Genomic DNA, 20,777 nt, shown 5'->3' with positions numbered 1-20,777 from the left:
GCTCGGCGTGACCGCGTTCACCGGTTCCGCCGGGGTGTTCAGCCGTTACGAGGGCGCAGAAGCGGCACCATCACCTGATCGATCATCTCGGAGATGTCCTCGTCGGGCCATTCGCTGCCGCACACCTTCGAGCGGTACATCATCAGGCCCGGGATCACGTCGAAGACCAGGTCGCCGGTGGCATCGGGACGAACGTCCCCCCGCGTGACCCCACGGTGCACCACCTCCCGGAAGAGCTGGTTGGACGGCTCGACGACCTGGCGCACGATCACTCCGTGGAAGCGTTCGGCCGTGGAGCTGTCGCACTCGTGAAGCACCGAACGCAGGGCGAAGCCGGACCTGGAGTACATCGCGTCGCGTACGCGCCGACAGAGCTGGAAGAGGTCCTCGCGGATGCTGCCGTGGTCGGCGGCCTCGTCCAGCGTCGGCAGTCCTGCCTGCAGGGCGTCCGCGACGAGGTCCTCCTTCGACGGCCAGCGCCGGTAGACGGCGGCCTTGCCCGTCTGGGCGCCTGCGGCGACGCCTTCCATGGTGAGCCCGCTCCAGCCGACCGTACTCAGCTGCTCCAGAGCGGCCTCGAGGATCGCGCGTTCCAGCACGGGTCCTCGGCGGCGCAGCGAGACCGGGGGTGTCTCGGTGGCGCCGGTCCAGCGCGAATTGCCCATCTTCATCTCTCCGTTGGGGACAGGAGTTCAGTGAACGCTTGCGTTCACTGAAGGGGATTCTCTACGGTTGACGAGACAGTGAACGGCTTCGTTCACTAACTCACTTGTGGGGGACCATAGTGACAACCTCTCAGTTAACTGCTCCAGCCCAGCCGGGAGCAGCCCGCAGACAGGGGCGCCCCGGAATCGCTCTCGCCGTCATCGCCGCCCTGCAGCTCATGGTGGTCCTCGACACGACGATTGTGAATATCGCGCTCCCGCACATCCAAGGGACACTCGAGTTCACCACCACCCAGCTCTCCTGGGTGGTCAATGCCTACACCCTCACCTTCGGCGGTCTGCTGCTGCTCGGAGGCCGGGCGGGCGACATTCTCGGCCGACGGCGGGTGTTCGTCTTCGGCGTGCTGCTCTTCACCTTCGCCTCACTGCTGTGCGGCGTGGCGCAGGAGCCCTGGCAGATGCTCGCGGCCCGCGCGCTCCAGGGTGTCGGCGGCGCCATCGCGTCACCCACGGCGCTCGCGCTCATCACCACGACATTCCGCGAAGGCCCCGAGCGCAACCGCGCGTTCGGCATTTTCGCGGCGGTCTCGGCCAGCGGCGCGGCCATCGGCCTGCTCGCCGGTGGCATGCTCACCGAGTGGCTGAACTGGCGCTGGGTGTTCTATGTGAACCTGCCGATCGGCATCCTGATCGCCGTCCTCGCGCCGGTATTCATCAATGAGTCCGAGCGGCACTCCGGCCGCTTCGACATCACGGGCGCGCTCACCTCGACCGTGGGCATGGCGTCCCTGGTCTACGGCTTCATCCGGGCCGCCGAGGACGGTTGGTCCGACAGGCTGACCCTCGCCGCCTTCGGGGTTGCCGTCGTGCTGCTCACGGCGTTCGTACTGATCGAGCGGCGGGCGAAGGAACCGATCACGCCACTGCGAATGTTCGCCGACCGCAACCGTTCGGGAACGTATCTGATCATGATGAGCCTCGCCGCGGCGATGTTCGGCATGTTCTTCTTCATCGTCCTGTTCGTGCAGAACGTGCTGGACTACAGCCCGATCAATTCCGGGCTGGCGTTCCTGCCGGTCACTGTGATGATCGTGACCGCCGCAGGCATCTCCTCCAAGCTGCTGCCGGTACTCGGCCCCAAGCCGTTCCTGTTCGCGGGCGCGGTGTTCACCGGGAGCGGCATGGCATGGCTGACGGCGCTCGACCCGGGCAGTTCGTATCTGGGCGGGGTACTGGGGCCGATGCTGCTCTTCGGCTTCGGTATGGGCCTGGTCTTCGTGACGGCGACGCTCACGGCGGTCTCGGGTGTCGCTCAGCACGAATCGGGTGCGGCCTCCAGTCTGCTCAACGCCACACAGATGGTGGGAGGTTCCCTGGGGCTGTCGATTCTCATGACCCTCTTCAGCACCGCCAGCCGTGAAGAGGCGGAACGTCAGATGCCGCACTTCCTGACTGATGCGACACCGGCCCAGAAGGAAATCTTCGCCAAGACGCACGAGCTGCCTCCACCGTGGGGGCACCAGGTGCTCGCAGAGGGCATCTCGACGGCGTTCTGGGCAGGGGTCGGGCTGGTCGGACTCGCCGTGCTCGCCGCGGTGTTCGTCATACGGGTACGCAAGAGCGACCTGGAAGCGCTCAGCGGGGCGGCGGGCGCGGGCGGCGGCCACGCGGCATAGTGCCGCCGCGCAGAGCAGGGGTACGGGCCGCGCGTGGAGGTACGGCCCGTACCCGCATGGGGGTACGGGCCGTACCTCACCTCAGCCGTGACACGAGCTGCCGCGCAGTCGTCGCGGCTGGTTCATGTCACTGGTTGTCGTAGTCGTACGGCCCGATCTCGCCGTCCTGATCGAATTCTTCGTTTTCGTCGTACTGATTGCGCTGCTCTGGCGTCTCATACTCGGAGCACGCGTACCTATGGGTGTCGGCATTCCGTTCCGCCAGGATCTTCCGTGCCCGCCACTCGCCCCAACTGGTCGCATACCAGGGCTTGTCCACGTCCCTCAGGTTCTCCGCGATGCCGTCCAGCGCGCAGGAGCGCAGCGGCTCCGGCAGCCGGTCGACGGCCGGCACGGCGTCGGCGGACAGCATCTGGAAGTAGCTCACGTCGATCTTCCCGGTGCGCTCGTAGCGCTGTACGTTCCGCTCGGCCACCATCCCGTCCGGGGAGAGCAGGCCGAATACGAGGACCGCGGCAGCGGCGCTCGCGGCGACGGCACGCGGCAGCCACTTCACTCCGAAAGCCCCGGCCGCCATGATCAGAACGATCACCAGGCCGAGCCACAGCTCCATCGCCGCCACCGAAACTCGCAGTCGCGTGAGCCCGTAGGCGTCGACGTACAGATCCATCCGGCGCAGCGCCGAGGCCACCACGACCAGTGTGAGCAGGCACAGGACGCCGAGAACGCCCCGGACGATGGAGCGGTCGCCGGCAACGGCGCGCGGGGCCCAGCGCAGCGCCAGCGCGATCACCAGCAGCGTGAGCAGGGTCGCCCAGAGCAATTGCCAGAAGCCCTGGCGCGCGTACTCCGCGTGCGTCAGTCCGGTCTCCCGCAACACCTTGTCGTAGCCGCCGAAGAGAACAGCGAGCTGGACCGCGATGAAGGCGGCGAACAGCAGATCGAGCACGATCAGCGGCAGCGCCCACTCCCAGCGGGCGCGGGCCCGGCCGGGGCGTATCGCGAGCCGGTCCCAGCGCAGCGGAGCGGCCGCGGTGTGCGCGGCGGCGAGCGCGCCGACCAGGCCGAGCCCGCAGAGGAAGAAGCGCCAGGGGCCCTCGGCCAACGAGAAGTCCGGGATCAGGCCGCCGATCAGATCGGCAAAGGCGGCGTCGGCGCCCGCGAAGAGCGCGCCGAACACGATCAGCAGCACGGCAGCCACCGCCGTCGTACGGACCACAGGACCCCAGCGGCCGCGCGAGGAACCCGCCCGCTCGCGCACGCCCCGCCATCCCCAGGCCATGCCCGACCCGATCGAGTCCAGCAGCCCCAGCGAGCCGAGGAGTACGCCCGGCCAAGTGCGACCGCCGTGCAGCGCGAGCGATCCGGCGGACAGTGCGCCGACGACGGCGAGGAACGTCGGCCAGCCCGCATCCCGCAGCGCCGGTATGGCCAGCAGTGCCAGCCCGCCTACCGCCCAGACAAGCGTCCACGGGCGGAGCCGGCGACCTGCCGCGCGGGCGGCGAAGTACGCGGAAAGTGCGGCGGACCCAGCCACGATCAGCAGATTCAGGCCCAGTCCTTCGCCGAGCAGAAGTGCGCTCAGCAGGGCGGTGGCCAGGGCCGCCCAGAGGGTGGCGACGGGCGCCATGGCGCGCGAGGCGGGGCGTACGCGTACGCGCCGGGCGGCAGGTTCACCGGCCTGGCCCTGATGCGGTGGCGGCGGCTTCCACAGATCCTCCGGCGCCCGAGGCGGCTCAGGAACACGAGCCCGGGGCAGCTCCGGAATCCCCGCCTCCTTGCCGGAACCCGGCTCGGAATCCGACGGCTCGGTGGAACGTACGTCTGACACGGGACCCCCTCCCGACCGGCAACGCGCGCGTGCCGCAAGGCGGAGCGTACGACCGGTGTCTCGTCTGAGCTCCCGCCCGCGATGATCAGCGCGGCGGTGAGTGACGGACAGGCTAGCTGCGGCGCGAGGGAAGCACGCCCCGGGGGCGGCGCCGATGCCGGACCGTGACCGCCGGATCGCTCCGAACGAGGTCGCAGGCCCGGCCACGGCGGCTCAGCGCGCCGGTCGGGTACCCAGTCCCGAAGCTCAGGAGGCCTGTTGGGACACCCAGTCCGGCAGGTCCTCGGTCTGCTCCAGCCAGGCAGCCGGCGGCTGTCCCGACTTGCCTGCAGCGACCACTCCGCAGGCGATGGCACAGGTGGTGTCCACATCGCCGCCCACCTGGGCCGTCGTCCAGAACGTCCGCTCGAAGTCACCGAGCGAGCGGGCCGCGGACCACAGCGCGAACGGCACGGTGTCATGCGCACTGGTGCGCCGCCCGCTGCCGAGGACCGCGGCGACGGTCCCCGCGTCGCTGTAGTCGAGCATGTCCCGCGCCCGGCGCAGACCTGCCCCCACCGCGCTGCGCGGTACGAGCGCGACGACGCCGTCGAGCAGGTCCTCGGGCCCCGGCGGCCCGGCCGGATCCGCCGCCAGCGCGGCTGCGGCCGCTACGGCCATCGCCCCGACCACGGCCTCGCGGTGCTGGTGCGTGGTGTACGAGGAGATCTCGGCCTGGTGGGTGGCCTGCTCCGGATCGTCGGCGTACCAGGCACCGAGCGGCGCGATACGCATCGCGGAGCCGTTGCCCCACGATCCCTGGCCCTTGAAGAGCGCGGCGGCGAGTTCACGCCAGTCGCTGCCCTCTCTGATCAGCCGGAGCATACGGTTGACTGCAGGGCCATAACCGCGGTCGAAGTCATGGTGTTCGGCAAAGGACCGAGCGAGTGCGTCCTGGTCCACCCGGTCATGGGCCGCGAGCACGGACAGCACCGAGCAGGCCATCTCGGTGTCGTCGGTCCACTGCCAGGTGCCCGGCGGCAGGGCGCGCCGCTTCAGCAAGGGATAGTTCGAGGGAACGAAGAACTGGGAGCCCAGGGCGTCTCCCACAGACAGTCCGCGCAGGCTGTCCAGGGCGCGTTCGAAGCGCCGGTCGCGAGAGGAATCAGCGGTCATCTTCCTGCCACTCTATCCGGTGACCCCGTAGGGCTCGGGGGTGCGCCACCGCTCGAACGGCCGGTCAAGGGTGTAGCGGCCGTCCTCGCCGAGCTGCAGTATCCGCGTCTCGGCGTTGTCCGGGTTGGAGAGCGACTCGAAATCCGCGACCGACCAGTGGAACCAGCGCATGCAGAACAGCCGCATGGTCAGTCCGTGCGTCACGAGGAGCACGTTCGGCGGATGGTCCGGCGACTCGAAGCTCCGGTACAGGCTCTCCAGGAAGGCACCGACCCGGTCGTAGACATCCGCTCCCGACTCCCCCTGGGCGAAGCGGTAGAAGAAGTGGCCGTAGGCGTCGCGGTACGCCTTCTGCAGGCGTACGTCCTCCCTGTCCTGCCAGTTCCCCCAGTCCTGCTCGCGCAGCCGCGGCTCCTCCCTGACCCGCACCAGTCCCGGGTCGAGGGCAAAGGCGCGGAAGGTCTCGTGGGTACGGCGATAGGGAGAGACGTAGACACTGACGCGCTCGCGTCCGAACAGCTCACGCAGCCGTGCGCCCGTCTCCTCCGCCTGGGCCCAGCCGGTCGGGGTCAGCCGCAGCGCATGGTCGGGCTCGCGCTCGTACACAGTGTCATCGGCGTTCCCCTCCGACTCGCCGTGCCGAACGAGAACGATGCGTCGCGGTCGTGCCATGTCATGACAGTAGATCGCCCCGGACTCGGCCGAGCAGTCGGGACGGCTCCGTCCGGCGTATGACGGCTCCGTCCGGCGTATGACGGCTCCGTCCGGCGTATCAGGACGGTGAAGGGCGCTGAGGGCGGGGCAGGGCGGGCAGGGAATGTGCCGCGGTCGGCTTCAGACCGTCCAAGACGATTCGAGCTGCACCACATCACCGGCCAGCGCCGAGACATCCGCCTCGGTTTGCGCGCGCAGCAGCAGCCGCTCCACCCGCTCCCTGCGGTACTTCCCGTGCTCGGCCGCCGACTGCCACATCGACATCACCAGGAACTCGCTCCCCGGCGCCTCCCCGAACAGACCGCGCACCATCCCCGGCGATCCGGCCATGGCCGGATTCCACACCTTCTCCTGCATCAGCGCGTAGTGCTCGACCCGGTCCTCGCGCACCCGGCAGTGTGCGACCCGTACCACGTCGGCGTCGGTGAAACGCGGCTCGAACCCCGTCTTCACGTCGAAGCGGTGATCGAAGAGCTTGACCTGTATGTCCTTGTACGTTCCTGTCTGCCCGGACGCCAGCCGGTCATGGGAGCGCGCCATGAACGAGTCGTAGAAGGCGCGGCTCTCCCAGAAGGCGAAGACATGCGCGACATGCGGCCGCCCTTTGCTCCACCCGCCGCCCTGTCCCCGGAATCCCGGCTCACCCAGCAGCCCCGCCCACTTTCGCTGCCCCCGCTCGAACCCACGACGGTCCACGACGGTGCAGCGAATCCACTTGACCAGCACCGCGCCATCGTACGGCGCGGAACGTGGCCCCGGTCACTCTCCTGGTGGAGTCCACCCGTACCAGCTCTTCCGGCCACCCTGCGCACCCGCCCAATGTGCACCGCCGGCGTGGCAGCATGGTCAACCGACGCAAATCTCCTGGCAGTTACGGGGAAGGGGAATCTGGTGAGCAGTCTCAACAAGGGGGTCCGGAAGGCGGAGGTGACCCTCCGGTGGGATCCGAGCCCCCTGGGTGAGCCGCCGCATGATCTCGACATCGTCGCCGCGACGTACCAGGCGGACGCCCCGCACGGTGAACCGGCGTACGTGGTGCACTTCGACAGCCGGTCGCCGGACGGCACGATCATCCTGACCCGAGACAGCAAGACCGGTCAGGGCTTCGGCTCCGACGAGGTCATGACGCTGGAATTCGAGCGGCTCGCTGCCACGTACGGGCGCGTCGTCGTGGGCGTGGTCATCCAGCAGCGGGAAGGACGCCGGGTGTTCGCCGACATAGCGAACACCCTTGTCCGCATTCTCGAAGGACACACCGAGCTGGGCCAGAACGACTTCGCCGCCGTCTCGGGATCCACCGCTGCCGTGGTCGGCGAATTCATTCGGGGCGATGCGGGCGAGTGGCAGTTCCACGAAACGGTCCGCGGATTCGACGCAGACCCGCAGTCCTTCGTAACCCTGATGGGCAGCTGATCAGCGGGGGCACAACGGGCGCAACCCCGGGGCGTGAAGTCGGGGAGGGGAGCCGGGAAACCCCGACTCCCCTCCCCGACCAGGCAGTTCACCCCCGAAGGGTGCCCGGAATCAGCTGCAGCCGCTGGTCGAGCCGCAGCCCTCGCAGATGTAGCAGGAGCCCGCTCGCTGCATCTTCGTCCCGCAGGAGAAGCACAGCGGCGCGTCCGCGCTGATGCCCAGCTGCATCTCGACGAGCTCCGCAGAGGTGTGCGCCTGCTTCGGAGCCGGGACCTCCACCTTGGGGGCCGCGACCGCCTTCAGCGGCTCCTGCTGGCGCGGCGCCGACTGGGCCAGACCCTCGACGTCCATGTCCTCGTCGGACGGCTCGTACGAACCGGTCTCCAGGTGACGCTGGCGCTCCTCGGCCGAGTGGATGCCGAGCGCGGAGCGCGTCTCGAAGGGCAGGAAGTCCAGCGCCAGGCGGCGGAAGATGTAGTCGACGATCGACTGCGCCATCCGCACGTCCGGGTCGTCCGTCATACCGGCCGGCTCGAAGCGCATGTTGGTGAACTTCGAGACGTACGTCTCCAGCGGCACGCCGTACTGCAGACCGACCGAGACGGCGATCGAGAATGCGTCCATCATGCCCGCGAGAGTCGAGCCCTGCTTCGACATCTTCAGGAAGACCTCGCCGAGACCGTCGTCCGGGTATGAGTTGGCGGTCATGTAGCCCTCGGCGCCGCCCACCGTGAAGGAGGTGGTGATGCCGGGACGGCCCTTGGGGAGGCGCTTGCGGACGGGACGGTACTCGACGACCTTCTCGACCGCGGCCCGGATCGTCTCCTCGGCCTTCGCGGTGACCACGGCCTTCGCCTTCTCCTTGGTCTTGGCGGAGAGGGGCTGGCCGACCTTGCAGTTGTCGCGGTAGATCGCGAGCGCCTTGACGCCCATCTTCCACGCCTCGAAGTAGATCTCCTCGACCTCTTCGACGGTCGCCGACTCCGGCATGTTGACCGTCTTGGAGAGCGCGCCCGAGATCCACGGCTGGATGGCCGCCATCATGCGGACGTGACCCATCGCGGAGATGGAACGCTCACCCATGGCGCAGTCGAAGACCTCGTAGTGCTCGGTCTTCAGGCCGGGGGCGTCGATCACATTGCCGTTCTCGGCGATGTGGGCGACGACCGCCTCGATCTGCTCCGGCTGGTAGCCGAGACGGCGCAGCGCCTGCGGAACCGTGCCGTTGACGATCTGCATCGAGCCGCCGCCGACCAGCTTCTTGAACTTGACCAGGGCGAGGTCGGGCTCAAGACCGGTGGTGTCGCAGGACATCGCGAGACCGATGGTGCCGGTCGGGGCGATGACGGACGCCTGGGAGTTACGGAAACCGTTCTTCTCGCCGAGGCGGATCACGTCCTGCCAGGCCTCCGTGGCGGCGGCCCAGATCGGCGTGTCCAGGTCGTCCATGCGGACGGCCACCGCGTTGGCGTCGGCGTGCTGCTTCATGACGCGCTTGTGCGGCGCGGCGTTGCGGGCGTAGCCCTCGTACGGACCGACGACCGCGGCGAGCTCGGCGGAGCGCTTGTACGAGGTACCCGTCATCAGCGAGGTGATGGAGCCGGCGAGCGCGCGGCCGCCGACCGAGTCGTACGCGTGGCCCGTCGCCATCAGCAGGGCGCCGAGGTTGGCGTAGCCGATGCCCAGCTGACGGAAGGCGCGGGTGTTCTCGCCGATCTTCTGCGTCGGGAAGTCCGCGAAGCAGATGGAGATGTCCATCGCGGTGATGACCAGCTCGACGACCTTGGCGAAGCGCTCGACGTCGAAGGACTGGTGGCCCTTGCCGTCGTCCTTCAGGAACTTCATGAGGTTCAGCGAGGCCAGGTTGCACGAGGTGTTGTCCAGGTGCATGTACTCGCTGCACGGGTTCGAGCCGTTGATCCGGCCGGACTCGGGGCAGGTGTGCCAGTGGTTGATGGTGTCGTCGTACTGGATGCCGGGGTCGGCGCAGGCCCAGGCCGCCTCGGCCATCTTGCGGAAGAGCGACTTGGCGTCGACCTCCTCGATGACGTCGCCGGTCATCCGGGCGCGCAGCCCGAACTTGCCGCCGGACTCGACGGCCTTCATGAACTCGTCGTTCACACGGACCGAGTTGTTGGCGTTCTGGTACTGGACGGACGTGATGTCGTCGCCGCCCAGGTCCATGTCGAAGCCCGCGTCACGCAGGGCGCGGATCTTCTCTTCTTCCTTGACCTTGGTCTCGATGAAGTTCTCGATGTCGGGGTGGTCGACGTCGAGGATGACCATCTTGGCCGCGCGGCGCGTGGCACCGCCCGACTTGATCGTTCCTGCGGACGCGTCGGCGCCGCGCATGAAGGAGACGGGACCCGAGGCGTTGCCGCCGGAGGAGAGCAGTTCCTTGGAGGAACGGATCCGGGAGAGGTTCAGGCCGGCGCCGGAGCCGCCCTTGAAGATCATGCCCTCTTCCTTGTACCAGTCGAGGATCGACTCCATGGAGTCGTCGACGGCCAGGATGAAGCAGGCGGAGACCTGCTGCGGCTGGGGCGTGCCGACGTTGAACCACACCGGCGAGTTGAAGCTGAAGATCTGGTGCAGGAGGGCGTACGCCAGCTCGTGCTCGAAGATCTCGGCGTCGGCGGGCGAGGCAAAGTAGTTGTAGTCCTCGCCGGCCTTCCGGTACGTCTTCACGATCCGGTCGATCAGCTGCTTGAGACCGGTCTCGCGCTGCGGGGTGCCGACGGCCCCGCGGAAGTACTTGCTGGTGACGATGTTGACCGCGTTCACCGACCAGAAGTCGGGGAACTCGACGCCACGCTGCTCGAAGTTGACCGAGCCGTCGCGCCAGTTGGTCATGACGACGTCACGGCGCTCCCAGACCACCTCGTCGTACGGATGCACGCCGGGGGTGGTGTGGATTCGCTCGATACGCAGACCCTTGCTCGCCTTGGATCCCTTGGCGCGGGACCCCCGTGCCGGGCCGCTCGTCGTCTCTGTCATGCCGCCTCCCATACATGGGCAAAAACGCCCTGAAGTGCCCAGATCTTCCCGTGGCACAGTTCTGTGTCTGATGCCCCGGGCGCCGCTCGCAGCGCCGCCCGTGACAGGTCTTTTGCCGCCCTGCTGGCGATCGGCGGGCCGATGGGGCGGGCCGAGCCGCTCAGCCAGATGTTGCTCAGTCGGCGGCGGTGGCGGGCACGGGGACCTCAAGGGTCTCGCCGGTCCCGCGTTCCTCTGCGGGAGGCCGTTGCTCGCGTAGTTCCGCGATGGCGGCCTCGAAGTCTTCGAGTGAGTCGAAAGCCCGGTACACGGACGCGAAGCGCAGGTACGCGACAAGGTCGAGTTCCTGCAGGGGGCCGAGTATGGCCAGACCCACGTCGTGGGTGGTCAGCTCGGCGCTGCCGGTGGCGCGCACCGCTTCCTCGACCCGCTGGCCGAGCTTGGCGAGGGCGTCCTCGGTGACCGGCCGCCCCTGGCATGCCTTGCGGACGCCGGAGATGACCTTCGTGCGACTGAAGGGCTCGGTCACGCCGCTGCGCTTGATCACCATCAGCGAGGCGGTTTCCACCGTGGTGAAGCGACGGGAGCAGTCAGGACACTGCCGGCGGCGCCGGATCGACGTTCCGTCGTCGGTGGTGCGACTGTCGACGACACGGCTGTCGGGGTGCCTGCAGAAGGGGCAGTGCATGGCTCCCAACCCTCCTTCACAGCACGACTGAATGGCCTCGACGGGCCGGTCGAAGCCCTTCGAAGCAGCCCCAAGCATAGGCGATGGCCGCGGTCTTGGAGGACCGGGGACCACAACTTCTGGGCGGCTGACACAATCCAACCACTAGATCTGGGGTTTGGTCGCACTTTCCACTCTCAGCGCGTGTCGCGCTGCGGCGCCTGCACACAGCAGGCGTACGGGTGGTGACACCGCGCCATCGAAGCGGCGCGGGACCGGCCACGAGATTACGGGAATCGCGCGGCTCCGCGGATTCCGGCCCCCCGAGTGCAAGACTGGGAATCACCCCGGCAGCACCCCGCCCCTCCGCTGCCCGGCCGCGAAGGTTACCGTAATGGCCCGAATTGCCTTACGACTCGATCGTTCGCACATACACCCAGCCCGGCGCTCACGTCAGACAATCTGCGATTTTTCACTCGAACGTGTGTTTGGCGCAACCTTTCGAAACCCACTACCGTTGTCCAGCTAGGGAGACCATTCGAGAGGGGCCGACGTGACCACCACCGCAGACAGTGCCACCATCACTGCCCAGGACCGCTCCCAGAACCGATTCGAGCCGGTGCATGCCATGGATGACGCAGCCACGACACCCGAGGGGCCCAAGCCCACGCGTTCGCTGCCCGGCCGACCTCCAGGGATCCGAGCCGACAGCTCCGGTCTCACGGATCGGCAGCGGCGCGTCATCGAGGTGATCCGTGACTCCGTACAGCGTCGGGGATACCCGCCGTCGATGCGTGAGATCGGCCAGGCGGTCGGGCTGTCCAGCACCTCTTCCGTGGCACACCAGCTGATGGCTCTGGAGCGCAAGGGCTTCCTGCGCCGGGACCCGCACCGCCCCAGGGCGTACGAGGTTCGCGGCTCCGACCAGCCCAGCACACAGCCGACCGACACGACCGGCAAGCCCGCCGCCTCGTATGTGCCGCTCGTCGGCCGGATCGCGGCCGGTGGCCCGATCCTCGCCGAGGAGTCGGTCGAGGACGTCTTCCCGCTCCCCCGCCAGCTTGTGGGCGACGGTGAGTTGTTCGTACTGAAGGTTGTCGGCGACTCGATGATCGAGGCCGCGATCTGCGACGGGGACTGGGTGACGGTGCGCCGCCAGCCCGTCGCGGAGAACGGCGACATCGTGGCCGCGATGCTGGAGGGCGAGGCCACGGTCAAGCGCTTCAAGCGGGAGAACGGCCATGTGTGGCTGCTCCCGCACAACGCGGCGTACCAGCCGATTCCTGGTGACGAGGCGACCATCCTCGGCAAGGTGGTGGCGGTGCTGCGGCGGGTGTGACAGCCCCGTCGGCTCTGACCGGCCCCGGGACCCACTGCGCCGGTCCCGGGGCCCAGTTATGTCTGCGCCCCTATATCTGCTCGGACTGGGTCTGCTCGGCGTTTGCCTACTTGCCGTCCGCGCCCTATGCCGTCCGCCTTGGCCTACCTGCCGTCCGCCTTGGCCGTAGCGTCGATCGCGGCCAGCGATCGACGCACCTGGTTGCGGTCCGTCGTGTACCAGAAGTCGGGCAGGGAGGCGCGCAGATAGCTCCCGTACCGGGCATTGGCCAGACGCGGGTCGAGTACGGCGACCACGCCCCGGTCGCCCGTGGCGCGTACGAGGCGGCCCGATCCCTGGGCCATCAAGAGGGCGGCATGCGTCGCGGCGACGGCCATGAAGCCATTACCGCCCCCCTCTTCCACGGCCTTCTGGCGAGCGCTCATCAGCGGATCGTCGGGGCGTGGGAACGGGATCCGGTCCATGACCACCAGCTGACAGCTGGCTCCCGGCACATCGACACCCTGCCAGAGGGAGAGCGTGCCGAACAGGCAGGTCTCCGGGTCGGCGGCGAAGGCCTTGATCAGCTCTCCTAGCGTCTCCTCGCCCTGGAGCAGGATCGGCTTGTCGAGCCTGCCGCGCAGCTCTTCGGCCGCTGCCTGGGCGGCCCGCATCGAGGAGAAGAGACCGAGCGTACGACCGCCGGCCGCCTCCACCAGCTCGGCGAGTTCGTCCATCATGTCGCCGCGGGAGCCCTCCCGGCCGGGAGTCGCCAGATGGCGCGCGACATAGAGGATGCCCTGCTTCGGATAGTCGAAGGGCGAACCGACGTCGAGCCCCTTCCACTCCGGGCTCGTGACATCAGCGGCTTCGCCGGTCGCCGCTTCCGCAGTGCCCTCGGGGGCCAGGCCGAGCGAGGCCCCGACACCGTTGAAGTCACCGCCGAGCTTGAGCGTGGCGGAGGTCAGAACCACCGATCGCTCCGCGAAGAGCTTCTCGCGCAGCAGACCGGAGACGGAGAGCGGTGCCACCCGAAGGGACGCGCCGAAACGGTCGTGTCGCTCGTACCAGACGACGTCGTACTCCGAGCCCTGAGTGATGCGCTCGGCGACGTCATGGATGTTCTCGACCGAGGCCAGGGCCTGCTTGCGTACGGCGTCCTCGTCCTGGACGGACTTGTCGCGGGTGCTGCCGAGGGCCGAGATTACCGTGCGCGCCGCGTCGCGAAGCGCCATCAGGGCGTATCCGAGATCCTCGGGGATCTCCTCGAGACGGCCGGGAAGCGCGAGTTCCATCAGTCGCTCGAAGGTCTCGGCCGCGGTCTGCAGAGCGTCCGCTGCCTTCTCGTTGACCAGCTTGGCGGCGCGGCGAACGGCACGGTTCACGGCGCCGGGCGTGAGCTCGCCGGTCGCGACACCGGTCACCCGGGACACCAGCTCATGGGCCTCGTCGACGATCAGGACTTCGTGCTGCGGGAGCACCGGGGCGCCCTCGATCGCGTCGATCGCGAGAAGCGCGTGGTTCGTCACCACGACATCGGCCAGTTTCGCGCGCTCACGGGCAGCCTCGGCGAAGCACTCCGCGCCGTATGCGCACTTCGACGCCCCCAGGCACTCCCGCGAGGAGACGGAGACCTGTGCCCAGGCCCGGTCGGAAACGCCCGGGGTGAGATCGTCGCGGTCCCCGGTCTCGGTCTCGTCGGACCAGTCACGCATCCGGAGCAGGTCCTGCCCGAGCTTGCTGGTGGGTGCGGCGGCCTCGAACTGATCGAAGAGGCCGTCCTCCTCTTCCTGCGGCACGCCCTCGTGGAGGCGGTGCAGACAGAGATAGTTGGAACGGCCCTTGAGCATGGCGAACTCCGGCCGCCGGCGCAGCAGCGGGTGCAGTGCCTCGACCGTACGCGGAAGATCACGCTCCACGAGCTGGCGCTGGAGGGCCAGGGTGGCCGTGGCCACGACGACTCTCTCCCCGTGCGCCAGGGCGGGCACCAGATAGCCGAGAGACTTTCCGGTGCCGGTGCCGGCCTGGACAAGCAGATGGGAGTCGTTGTCGACCGCTTCGGCGACGGCCTCGGCCATGGTGACCTGGCCTGGCCGTTCCACTCCGCCGACGGCGGTGACGGCGGCATGGAGGAGCTCGGGGAGGGATGGCTTCGTCATAGCCAGTCCACCCTACGGGGCACCACTGACAGCGCGATCACAGATCGGGTCATCGGGCCGGGCTCAGCGGATTGGGCACCGTGCCGTGGACAGCGGCGTGGGGGCGGTCGGGGCGGTCTCGGTAGCCGTCCAGATGCAACCGGTTGCGGTTGAGACAGAGGCGCTCGATCACCGGGGTCAGCAGATCGAACATCTCGTAGCGCTCCTTGAGCTCCGGGAAGGCGGCCTGATACCGCAGGATCTCCGCCCGTACGAGCGAGAAGAACCGCTCCTCCGGCACACCCAGTTGTTCCTCACAGAGGGGTGCGAGGAAGCGGAAGACGCCGACGAAGAGACCTGCGTGGATGAACTGCGTCAGGAAGGCAGGCTCCTCGGTGAGAAGCGTCTTCCGTACGTCCTCAGGCATGGAGTCGTGTTCGGGGAGCGGCTGGGCGCTGACGTTCACATCGTCGACGAAGTCCTTGATCGCCAGACGGACGGGCACGTCCCGGTCGTCATGGACGACGATGGCGTTCTCGCCGTGCGGGGAGAAGACGGTGCCGTAGTGGTAGAGGAAGTGCAGCAGCGGCGGCAGCAGCGCGGAGAAGAGCCGCTGGAGCCAGACCGTGGGAGCGAGGCCGGATCGGGAGACCAGCTCCGCCGTGAAGGATCGGCCCTCGCGGTCGACGTGCAGCAGCGAGGCCAGAGTGCGGGCCCGCTCGCCCGGGGCGAGCCGAGGCTGCAGGGGCTCGCGCCAGATCGCGCCGAGGAGTTCCTTGTACTGGTACGGCACCTCGGGGAGATGGTCGTACAGAGGGTGCGCGACGGCGATCGATGCGACTTCGCCGAGAAGGATGACGCCGCACTCGTCCCGCAGAAACGGGTCCGCGTCGCGCAGTCCGTGCACCCAGGAGGTCACGGCGGGGGCGGCGAGGGTGCGCTCGGTCGGCAGGCCTCGCCAGACCAGGGTGTTGAGGATGGACAGCGGCAGTTTGACGGTGTGCCGGTCGGGGCGATCCAGGTTCGCGAAGGTGCGGATCGACTGCTGCGGCAGCCGCAGATCACCGTCGGAGGGGAGCGGGACGATGTCGCCCTGGGCGACGGCGGGGGCGAATAGGGGCAGGAGTACCTCGTCCCACTGCCAGGGGTGTACGGGGAGATAGAGGTACGCCTCCGGGTCGAGGCCCCTGGCGCGCAGTACGGCGGCGAAGGACGCACGGACGGATGCGTCCAGTTCACGGGCGTAGAGATCGTCGGGGCGGGACAGTCCGGGAACGCCTCGGTAGGCGGCGAGGGTGGATCTGACCGCGATCCATGGGAGCGGCGCGGGTCGGCGGGCCTCGGGCGACCAGCGGGCGGTGTCCGTGGCGGAGAAGCCGATGCGGCCCTTGTTGAGGACGAGCCAGGGGTGGCCCGTCTGGTGGCCTTCGAGCTCGGCATAGCCGAGGTCGGCGAGCTCTGGCCCGGTGAGCGCGTCGTGGTCGAGCCCGGTGTCGGAGACGAGGGTGGTGGTCAGCTCGCGCAGGAGATGACCGAGGGTGGCGCCGTCGACGGCGAGCCGGCGGCGGGCCCGGACGAGGAAGGCGAGCGGGTCGGTGAAGCGGCGGCCCTTGTACTCGATGGAGTCCGGATCGACTCTCCAGCTTCCGTACGCTCCGCGCCGGGCCTGGAAGGACAGGCTGCCGCCGTCGTCGAGCGCAAGTGTGTAGCGAGCGGGGGCCGTCGGGATGGGGGCCTCTGGCGCGGGGGTCGTCCGGGTGGGCGCGGTCGGGGCGAGCGCCTGACGGTCGGGGACCGGTTCGATGATCTCTTCGTAGGCGAACTCACCGAGCATTTTGGCGAGGAGGCGGCCGGACGCCCGGTCCCAGGTCTGTGGGTTCAGACCCGGCGGGGTGAAGGGGATCCCGGGCGGCTGTTCGGAGTCGTGGGTGGCAAGGGACTTCGGCACGGTGACTCCTCGAGTGGAACCGATGCGGGTCGAGCGGTGTAAGTAAGGCAGCGGGTCGTTCACAGCAGTTTGCGAAGCGCGCGATCGCGGACCATGAGGGCAGCTCGCTTGTCGGGGAGGTCGACTTCGGAGGAGAAGCGGAAGCCGGCGCTCAGAAAGGCGGACACGGAGGGGGTGTTGCGCAGATCGGGTTCGGCGATTACGCGTGCGCAGCGGGGGCGATGGTCGAGGACGAGGTCCGCCACTGCTCTGAGGAGGGTCGAGCCGACACCGCGGCCGCGGTCGGTGACGCCACCGATGAGGAGATGGATGCCGGTGTCATGGGGACGGGCCGGATAGTGCCGCGCGAGCGGGTCGAGGTCGGCGCGGTAGATCTCGAAGTAGCTCATGGGGATACCGTCGAGCACGCCGAGGCAGGGGACGCTGCGGCCGTCGCCGTCGAGTTGGGCGCGCAGGTGGGCGGCGGTGACGGAGTCGGGTCCCGCCAGTTCCCAGAAGGCTGCCACGGCGGGGTCGTTCATCCATCGGCTGATGAGGGCCACGTCGCGTTCGATGCGTACGGGGACGAGTTGCAAGGAGCCGGCGGAGGTGACGGCGGGCCCCCAGTCGGCGGGGGTGCCGAGCAGATCCCCCGCGGCTGAGCCGTCCGCCTCCCCGGAGTCCACCGACGGCTCATCCTCCCGGATGAGCGCGAGGAGTTCCTCGGGGAGCCGCAGGTCCAAGGTGTCCTCGACGCCCCCGCCGAGCTGGGGTGTTGGACCGGCTCCGGTGTGGGTGCTCGCATCAGTGGGAGGCACAGTGGCGCTCTCCTCTCCCAGGTCGGTCGGGTTGAGTTGCCTCAAGAACGAAGGGGGTTGGCGATCGTGACGTAGACGGACTGGGTGTCGACCGGGCCGACGAGCTCGTCGAGGCCGCGCAGCCGGGTCAGCAGATTGGCCTTCGACCGGAGCGTTGGGGCTTCGAGGAGTTGGGTGGGCAGGGGCGAGCCGAGGCCCGCACTCGACGAGAGGAACTGCCGGAAGGCGGCGATGAGTACGCGCTCGTCGGCGAGGCGCTGCGCGCCGAAGGCCCCAATCAGGCCGAACACGTTGTTGATGCCGAGGTAGTAGGCGAACCGCTCGTCGGTGACGTCGTCGGAGACGAAGGTGTCGCTGACCGAACCGATGCCGGGGAGGCGGAGTTCGAGTTCGGCGCGGTGGGACTCGCGGAAGTAGTAGCCCTGGTTGTCGCGGTAGCGGCCGCCGACGGGCCAGCCGTCAGGGTCGAGGATCACCAGGGTGTTCTGCTGGTGGGCTTCGAGGGCGATACCCGCCGTGGCGTCCAGCCAGAGAACCGGGCGTACGACGTGGTCGAGGTAGCGCAGGAACCACTCGGCGGCGACCGCCCCGGTGGGCCGGCCGGTGCGCGCGGAGAGCCGGGCCACGATGTCGGCGAGGCGTGAGTGCATCCCGGCCCTGCCGGGCCACGGACGGGGCGCGGTCAGTCCAGCGATACAGACGGCGTCGTCGCCCGGGCCGAAGGGGTTGTGGCGCAGCATGACGTCGAGACCGGGCAGCGGTTCGCCGTCGGCGGTATCGACGGCAAGCCAGGCGGGGTCTCGCACGATGTCGAAACCGGGGTGTGCGGCCTGCCACTGCTCGGCGAGTCCGGTGCGAAGGAGGCGGTGGACCTCCACACCACGGTGGAGTTCCTTGCGGAGGTTCTCACGACGGGAGTTGGTAATGCGTACGCCGAGAGAGAGCTTGAGCATGGCCGGGGCGCCGGGGCGGTGCACGGTACGGACCGAGGAGGTGGGGTGCCAGGGGTCTCCACTGGGCCCGAGGTCGTGGAGGAGACCGGCGTCGAGGAGAGCAGCGACGGCTGGGCGGTGCCTGAGTTCGCGTGCCTGCCAGGGGTGGAGCGGCAACGGAACGGTGTGGTCGGGGAGTTGGAGGTCTTCGCAGAGGCGGGCGGTGAGCTGCTCCGCCGCGACCGTTCGGCCCTGCTCGGTCCAGGCCGACTCGGTGGCCAGGACGGAGCGGTCGACGGCCATCCAGTGCAGGGGGAAGGAGCCGTACAACTCCGGTGAGTAGAGCTGGACTTCGGCGTCGGAAAGACCTTCGCGGCTCTTGGGCGCCGGGTGCAGCGGGTGGCCGAGCAGGAGTGACTGCTCGGAGGTGAGGAAGAGATCTGCCACGGGATCGGGTTCGGGGCGGGCGCGGCGGTCGGTGATGAAGTCGGCCGTGCGCCGTACGGAGTCGGCGACCCGGCCGACCAGGTCGGCTCCTTCGCTCTGGCCCGCCTCCCTGCCGAGGAGGGCCGCGACGGTGACGGCGTCGGCGCCGGGTGCGTCACGCGGTGCTCCGTCCAGGGCGGGCACGCCGAAGCGGTGCCATCCACTGGCCGACCAGTAGCGGACGGGGACGAGCAGCGCGGTGCCGCTGGCGTGCAGCGGGATGCGCAGGGTTTGTCCGTCGGGCTTGCCTAGGTTGTTCTCCCGCACCCAGCAGCGGAGCAGATTCTCGACGGTCGCCGCATCCGCGGCGCGGTATGGATCGGGGTGATCGAGGTACTCGACGGCTCTCGCTGCCGGGGGCGGGCCGAGGGTGGGTGTGGGGGTGTGCTGGTCGCCATGGCCCCCTGTCTGCTGGCGCGGCACCGTCGCCGACTCGACCGCGAGGCGGCCACCTGGTCCGCTCTGTCCTCGGTGGTCAGCGGTGGGACGGCCGTCGGCCTCGGGCACATCGCGTGCGGGAGTGGTGTTCACGGGGGTCTTCCTTGTGATTCGTCCGGGTCAGCAGGACTGCCCGCTGTCGTTGCGGCGGTGCAGGGAGCGCTCGGCGGCAGCCAGGGCGTCGGCAAAACGGTCGAGGACGGCCACGGCCTGTTCGTCGGTGAGGGTGAGAGGAGGAAGCAGTCGTACGACGCCGGAGTGACGTCCGCCGAGTTCGACGATGAGTCCGCGGCTGAGGCACTCCTGCTGAACGGCGGCGGCAAGGGCGGGGGCGGGCGGCGGGACCAAGGCGTCCGGGGAAGCGGCGTCGGGGTCGACGAGTTCGACACCGATCATGAGGCCCCTGCCGCGTACGTCTCCGATGCAGGAGTGGGCTGCGGCCAGCCCCTGCAGGCGGCCCAGCATGCGAGCGCCCAGGGTCGCAGCGCGGTCGGCGAGCCGGTTCTCGCGCACGAAGGCGAGGGTGGCCGCGCCCGCCGCCATGGCGAGTTGGTTGCCGCGGAAGGTGCCGGCGTGGGCACCGGGCTGCCAGGCGTCGAGTTCGGACCGGTAGACGATCACAGCAAGCGGAAGGGAGCCGCCGATCGCCTTGGAAAGGACCATCACATCGGGCACGACACCGCTGTGCTCGACCGCCCAGAAGGTGCCGGTCCGTCCGACTCCGGTCTGCACCTCGTCGGCGATCAGGGGGATGGAGCGGGCGGCGGTGATCTCACGCATCCTGCGCATCCAGGCGTCGGGGGCAGGGATCACTCCGCCCTCCCCCTGCACGGGTTCGAGGATCATGCCGGCCGGCCTGGGCACTCCGCCCTTGGCGTCGTCGAGGAGGCTTTCGGTCCAGCGGGCGCCGAGTTCGGCGCCTCGCTCCCCGCCGATCCCGAAGGGGCAGCGGTAGTTGTGCGGGAACGGCAGCCGGGTCACGCGTACGTCCGTGGCGCCGCCGGAGGCGTCGAGGGCGCCCGCCGTCATCCCGTGGTAGGCGCCTGTGAAGGAGAGGAGGCCGTTGCGGCCGGTCGCGGTGCGGACGAGTTTGAGGGCCGCCTCGACCGCGTCGGTACCGGCGGGACCGCAGAACTGGATGCGGGCGTCGTCGGCCAACCGCCGTGGCAGCGTGGCGAAGAGCTCGGTGGTGAAGGTGTCCTTTACCGGCGTGGCGAGGTCGAGGACATGGAGCGGTGCGCCCGAGTCGATGACCTTCTTGATCGCCTCGAGGACCACGGGATGGTTGTGGCCGAGCGCCAGCGTCCCCGCCCCCGAGAGGCAGTCGAGATAGCGCCGCCCGTCCGCTCCCTCGATCGTCAGCCCGCGCGCGCGTACGGGAACGATGGGCAGCGAGCGCGCATAGGTCCGGGCGGCGGACTCGCGCAGGGACTGCCGTCGCAGGATCCCTTCGTGCGCGGCGGCCGGCGCCGCCGGAGCAGGTTCGGTCACGGCCACGGCTGTTGGTCCTCCCGCTGTAACAGTTGCGTTGCACATCGGTACAGCGTTCGTACGCCGCCCGGCCGGGCTGAACGCTGACCTTGCGTACCCCGTACGTACCAA

At 69.0% G+C, this 20,777-nt stretch carries 15 protein-coding genes; 3 read left to right on the top strand and 12 right to left on the bottom strand.

Annotated elements, in window-relative coordinates; all coding sequences use genetic code 11:
• Positions 1-38: 38 nt before the first annotated feature.
• Positions 39-665, bottom strand: a complete 627-nt coding sequence (locus ABZS64_RS07050) for a TetR/AcrR family transcriptional regulator (protein WP_355824251.1) — start codon at positions 663-665, stop codon at positions 39-41.
• Between the two features lie 119 nt (positions 666-784).
• Between ABZS64_RS07050 and ABZS64_RS07045 the strand changes: the two genes are divergently transcribed.
• A complete protein-coding gene (locus tag ABZS64_RS07045; protein ID WP_355824249.1) occupies positions 785-2,341 on the top strand; it encodes an MFS transporter in 1,557 nt (518 codons plus the stop codon).
• 127 nt (positions 2,342-2,468) lie between these two features.
• Here ABZS64_RS07045 and ABZS64_RS07040 read toward each other — a convergent pair whose 3' ends face one another.
• The 4 genes from ABZS64_RS07040 to ABZS64_RS07025 form a co-directional block, all read right to left on the bottom strand.
• The gene (locus ABZS64_RS07040; RefSeq protein ID WP_355824247.1) at positions 2,469-4,172 is read right to left on the bottom strand and encodes a DUF4173 domain-containing protein; all 1,704 of its coding nucleotides are present in this window, start codon (positions 4,170-4,172) and stop codon (positions 2,469-2,471) included.
• Between the two features lie 246 nt (positions 4,173-4,418).
• A complete protein-coding gene (locus tag ABZS64_RS07035) occupies positions 4,419-5,327 on the bottom strand; it encodes an ADP-ribosylglycohydrolase family protein (protein WP_355824244.1) in 909 nt (302 codons plus the stop codon).
• A 12-nt stretch (positions 5,328-5,339) separates the two neighbouring features.
• Entirely contained in the window at positions 5,340-5,999 is a 660-nt protein-coding gene (locus ABZS64_RS07030) for a histidine phosphatase family protein (RefSeq protein WP_355824241.1), read from the bottom strand.
• A gap of 162 nt (positions 6,000-6,161) precedes the next feature.
• Positions 6,162-6,767, bottom strand: coding sequence for a YdbC family protein (locus ABZS64_RS07025; RefSeq protein WP_355824238.1), 606 nt, complete (start codon positions 6,765-6,767; stop codon positions 6,162-6,164).
• 165 nt (positions 6,768-6,932) lie between these two features.
• Here ABZS64_RS07025 and ABZS64_RS07020 point away from each other — a divergent pair, with 165 nt between their 5' ends.
• Positions 6,933-7,454 carry a TerD family protein gene (locus tag ABZS64_RS07020; RefSeq protein WP_355824236.1) on the top strand — a complete coding sequence of 174 codons (522 nt, stop codon included), beginning with the start codon at positions 6,933-6,935 and terminating at the stop codon, positions 7,452-7,454.
• 111 nt (positions 7,455-7,565) lie between these two features.
• On the opposite strand, the gene ABZS64_RS07015 is transcribed toward ABZS64_RS07020, so the two are convergent.
• Together ABZS64_RS07015 and nrdR are read right to left on the bottom strand one after the other, a co-directional pair.
• Positions 7,566-10,451, bottom strand: a complete 2,886-nt coding sequence (locus ABZS64_RS07015; RefSeq protein ID WP_355824234.1) for a vitamin B12-dependent ribonucleotide reductase — start codon at positions 10,449-10,451, stop codon at positions 7,566-7,568.
• Between the two features lie 175 nt (positions 10,452-10,626).
• A complete protein-coding gene (gene nrdR / locus ABZS64_RS07010; RefSeq protein WP_355824232.1) occupies positions 10,627-11,139 on the bottom strand; it encodes a transcriptional regulator NrdR in 513 nt (170 codons plus the stop codon).
• A 532-nt stretch (positions 11,140-11,671) separates the two neighbouring features.
• Between nrdR and lexA the strand changes: the two genes are divergently transcribed.
• Positions 11,672-12,457, top strand: a complete 786-nt coding sequence (gene lexA, locus ABZS64_RS07005; RefSeq protein WP_355824229.1) for a transcriptional repressor LexA — start codon at positions 11,672-11,674, stop codon at positions 12,455-12,457.
• Between the two features lie 143 nt (positions 12,458-12,600).
• Here lexA and ABZS64_RS07000 read toward each other — a convergent pair whose 3' ends face one another.
• The 5 genes from ABZS64_RS07000 to ABZS64_RS06980 are packed head-to-tail and all read right to left on the bottom strand — an operon-like array spanning position 12,601 to position 20,672.
• A complete protein-coding gene (locus ABZS64_RS07000; protein WP_355824227.1) occupies positions 12,601-14,595 on the bottom strand; it encodes an ATP-dependent DNA helicase in 1,995 nt (664 codons plus the stop codon).
• Between the two features lie 49 nt (positions 14,596-14,644).
• A complete protein-coding gene (locus tag ABZS64_RS06995) occupies positions 14,645-16,522 on the bottom strand; it encodes an IucA/IucC family siderophore biosynthesis protein (RefSeq protein WP_355824224.1) in 1,878 nt (625 codons plus the stop codon).
• Positions 16,523-16,581: 59 nt separating this feature from the next.
• Entirely contained in the window at positions 16,582-17,319 is a 738-nt protein-coding gene (locus ABZS64_RS06990) for a GNAT family N-acetyltransferase (protein WP_355824221.1), read from the bottom strand.
• A 41-nt stretch (positions 17,320-17,360) separates the two neighbouring features.
• Complete coding sequence (locus tag ABZS64_RS06985; RefSeq protein ID WP_355824219.1) at positions 17,361-19,268, bottom strand: IucA/IucC family protein; 1,908 nt, start codon at positions 19,266-19,268, stop codon at positions 17,361-17,363.
• A 27-nt stretch (positions 19,269-19,295) separates the two neighbouring features.
• Complete coding sequence (locus ABZS64_RS06980; RefSeq protein WP_355824216.1) at positions 19,296-20,672, bottom strand: diaminobutyrate--2-oxoglutarate transaminase family protein; 1,377 nt, start codon at positions 20,670-20,672, stop codon at positions 19,296-19,298.
• Positions 20,673-20,777 lie beyond the last annotated feature (105 nt).

It is taken from the genome of Streptomyces sp. NPDC005408, from assembly GCF_040606445.1.
Classification (GTDB): Bacteria; Actinomycetota; Actinomycetes; order Streptomycetales; family Streptomycetaceae; genus Streptomyces.
Note: the sequence above shows the minus strand (reverse complement) of the source record. Positions and strands in the feature narration are given on the sequence as shown.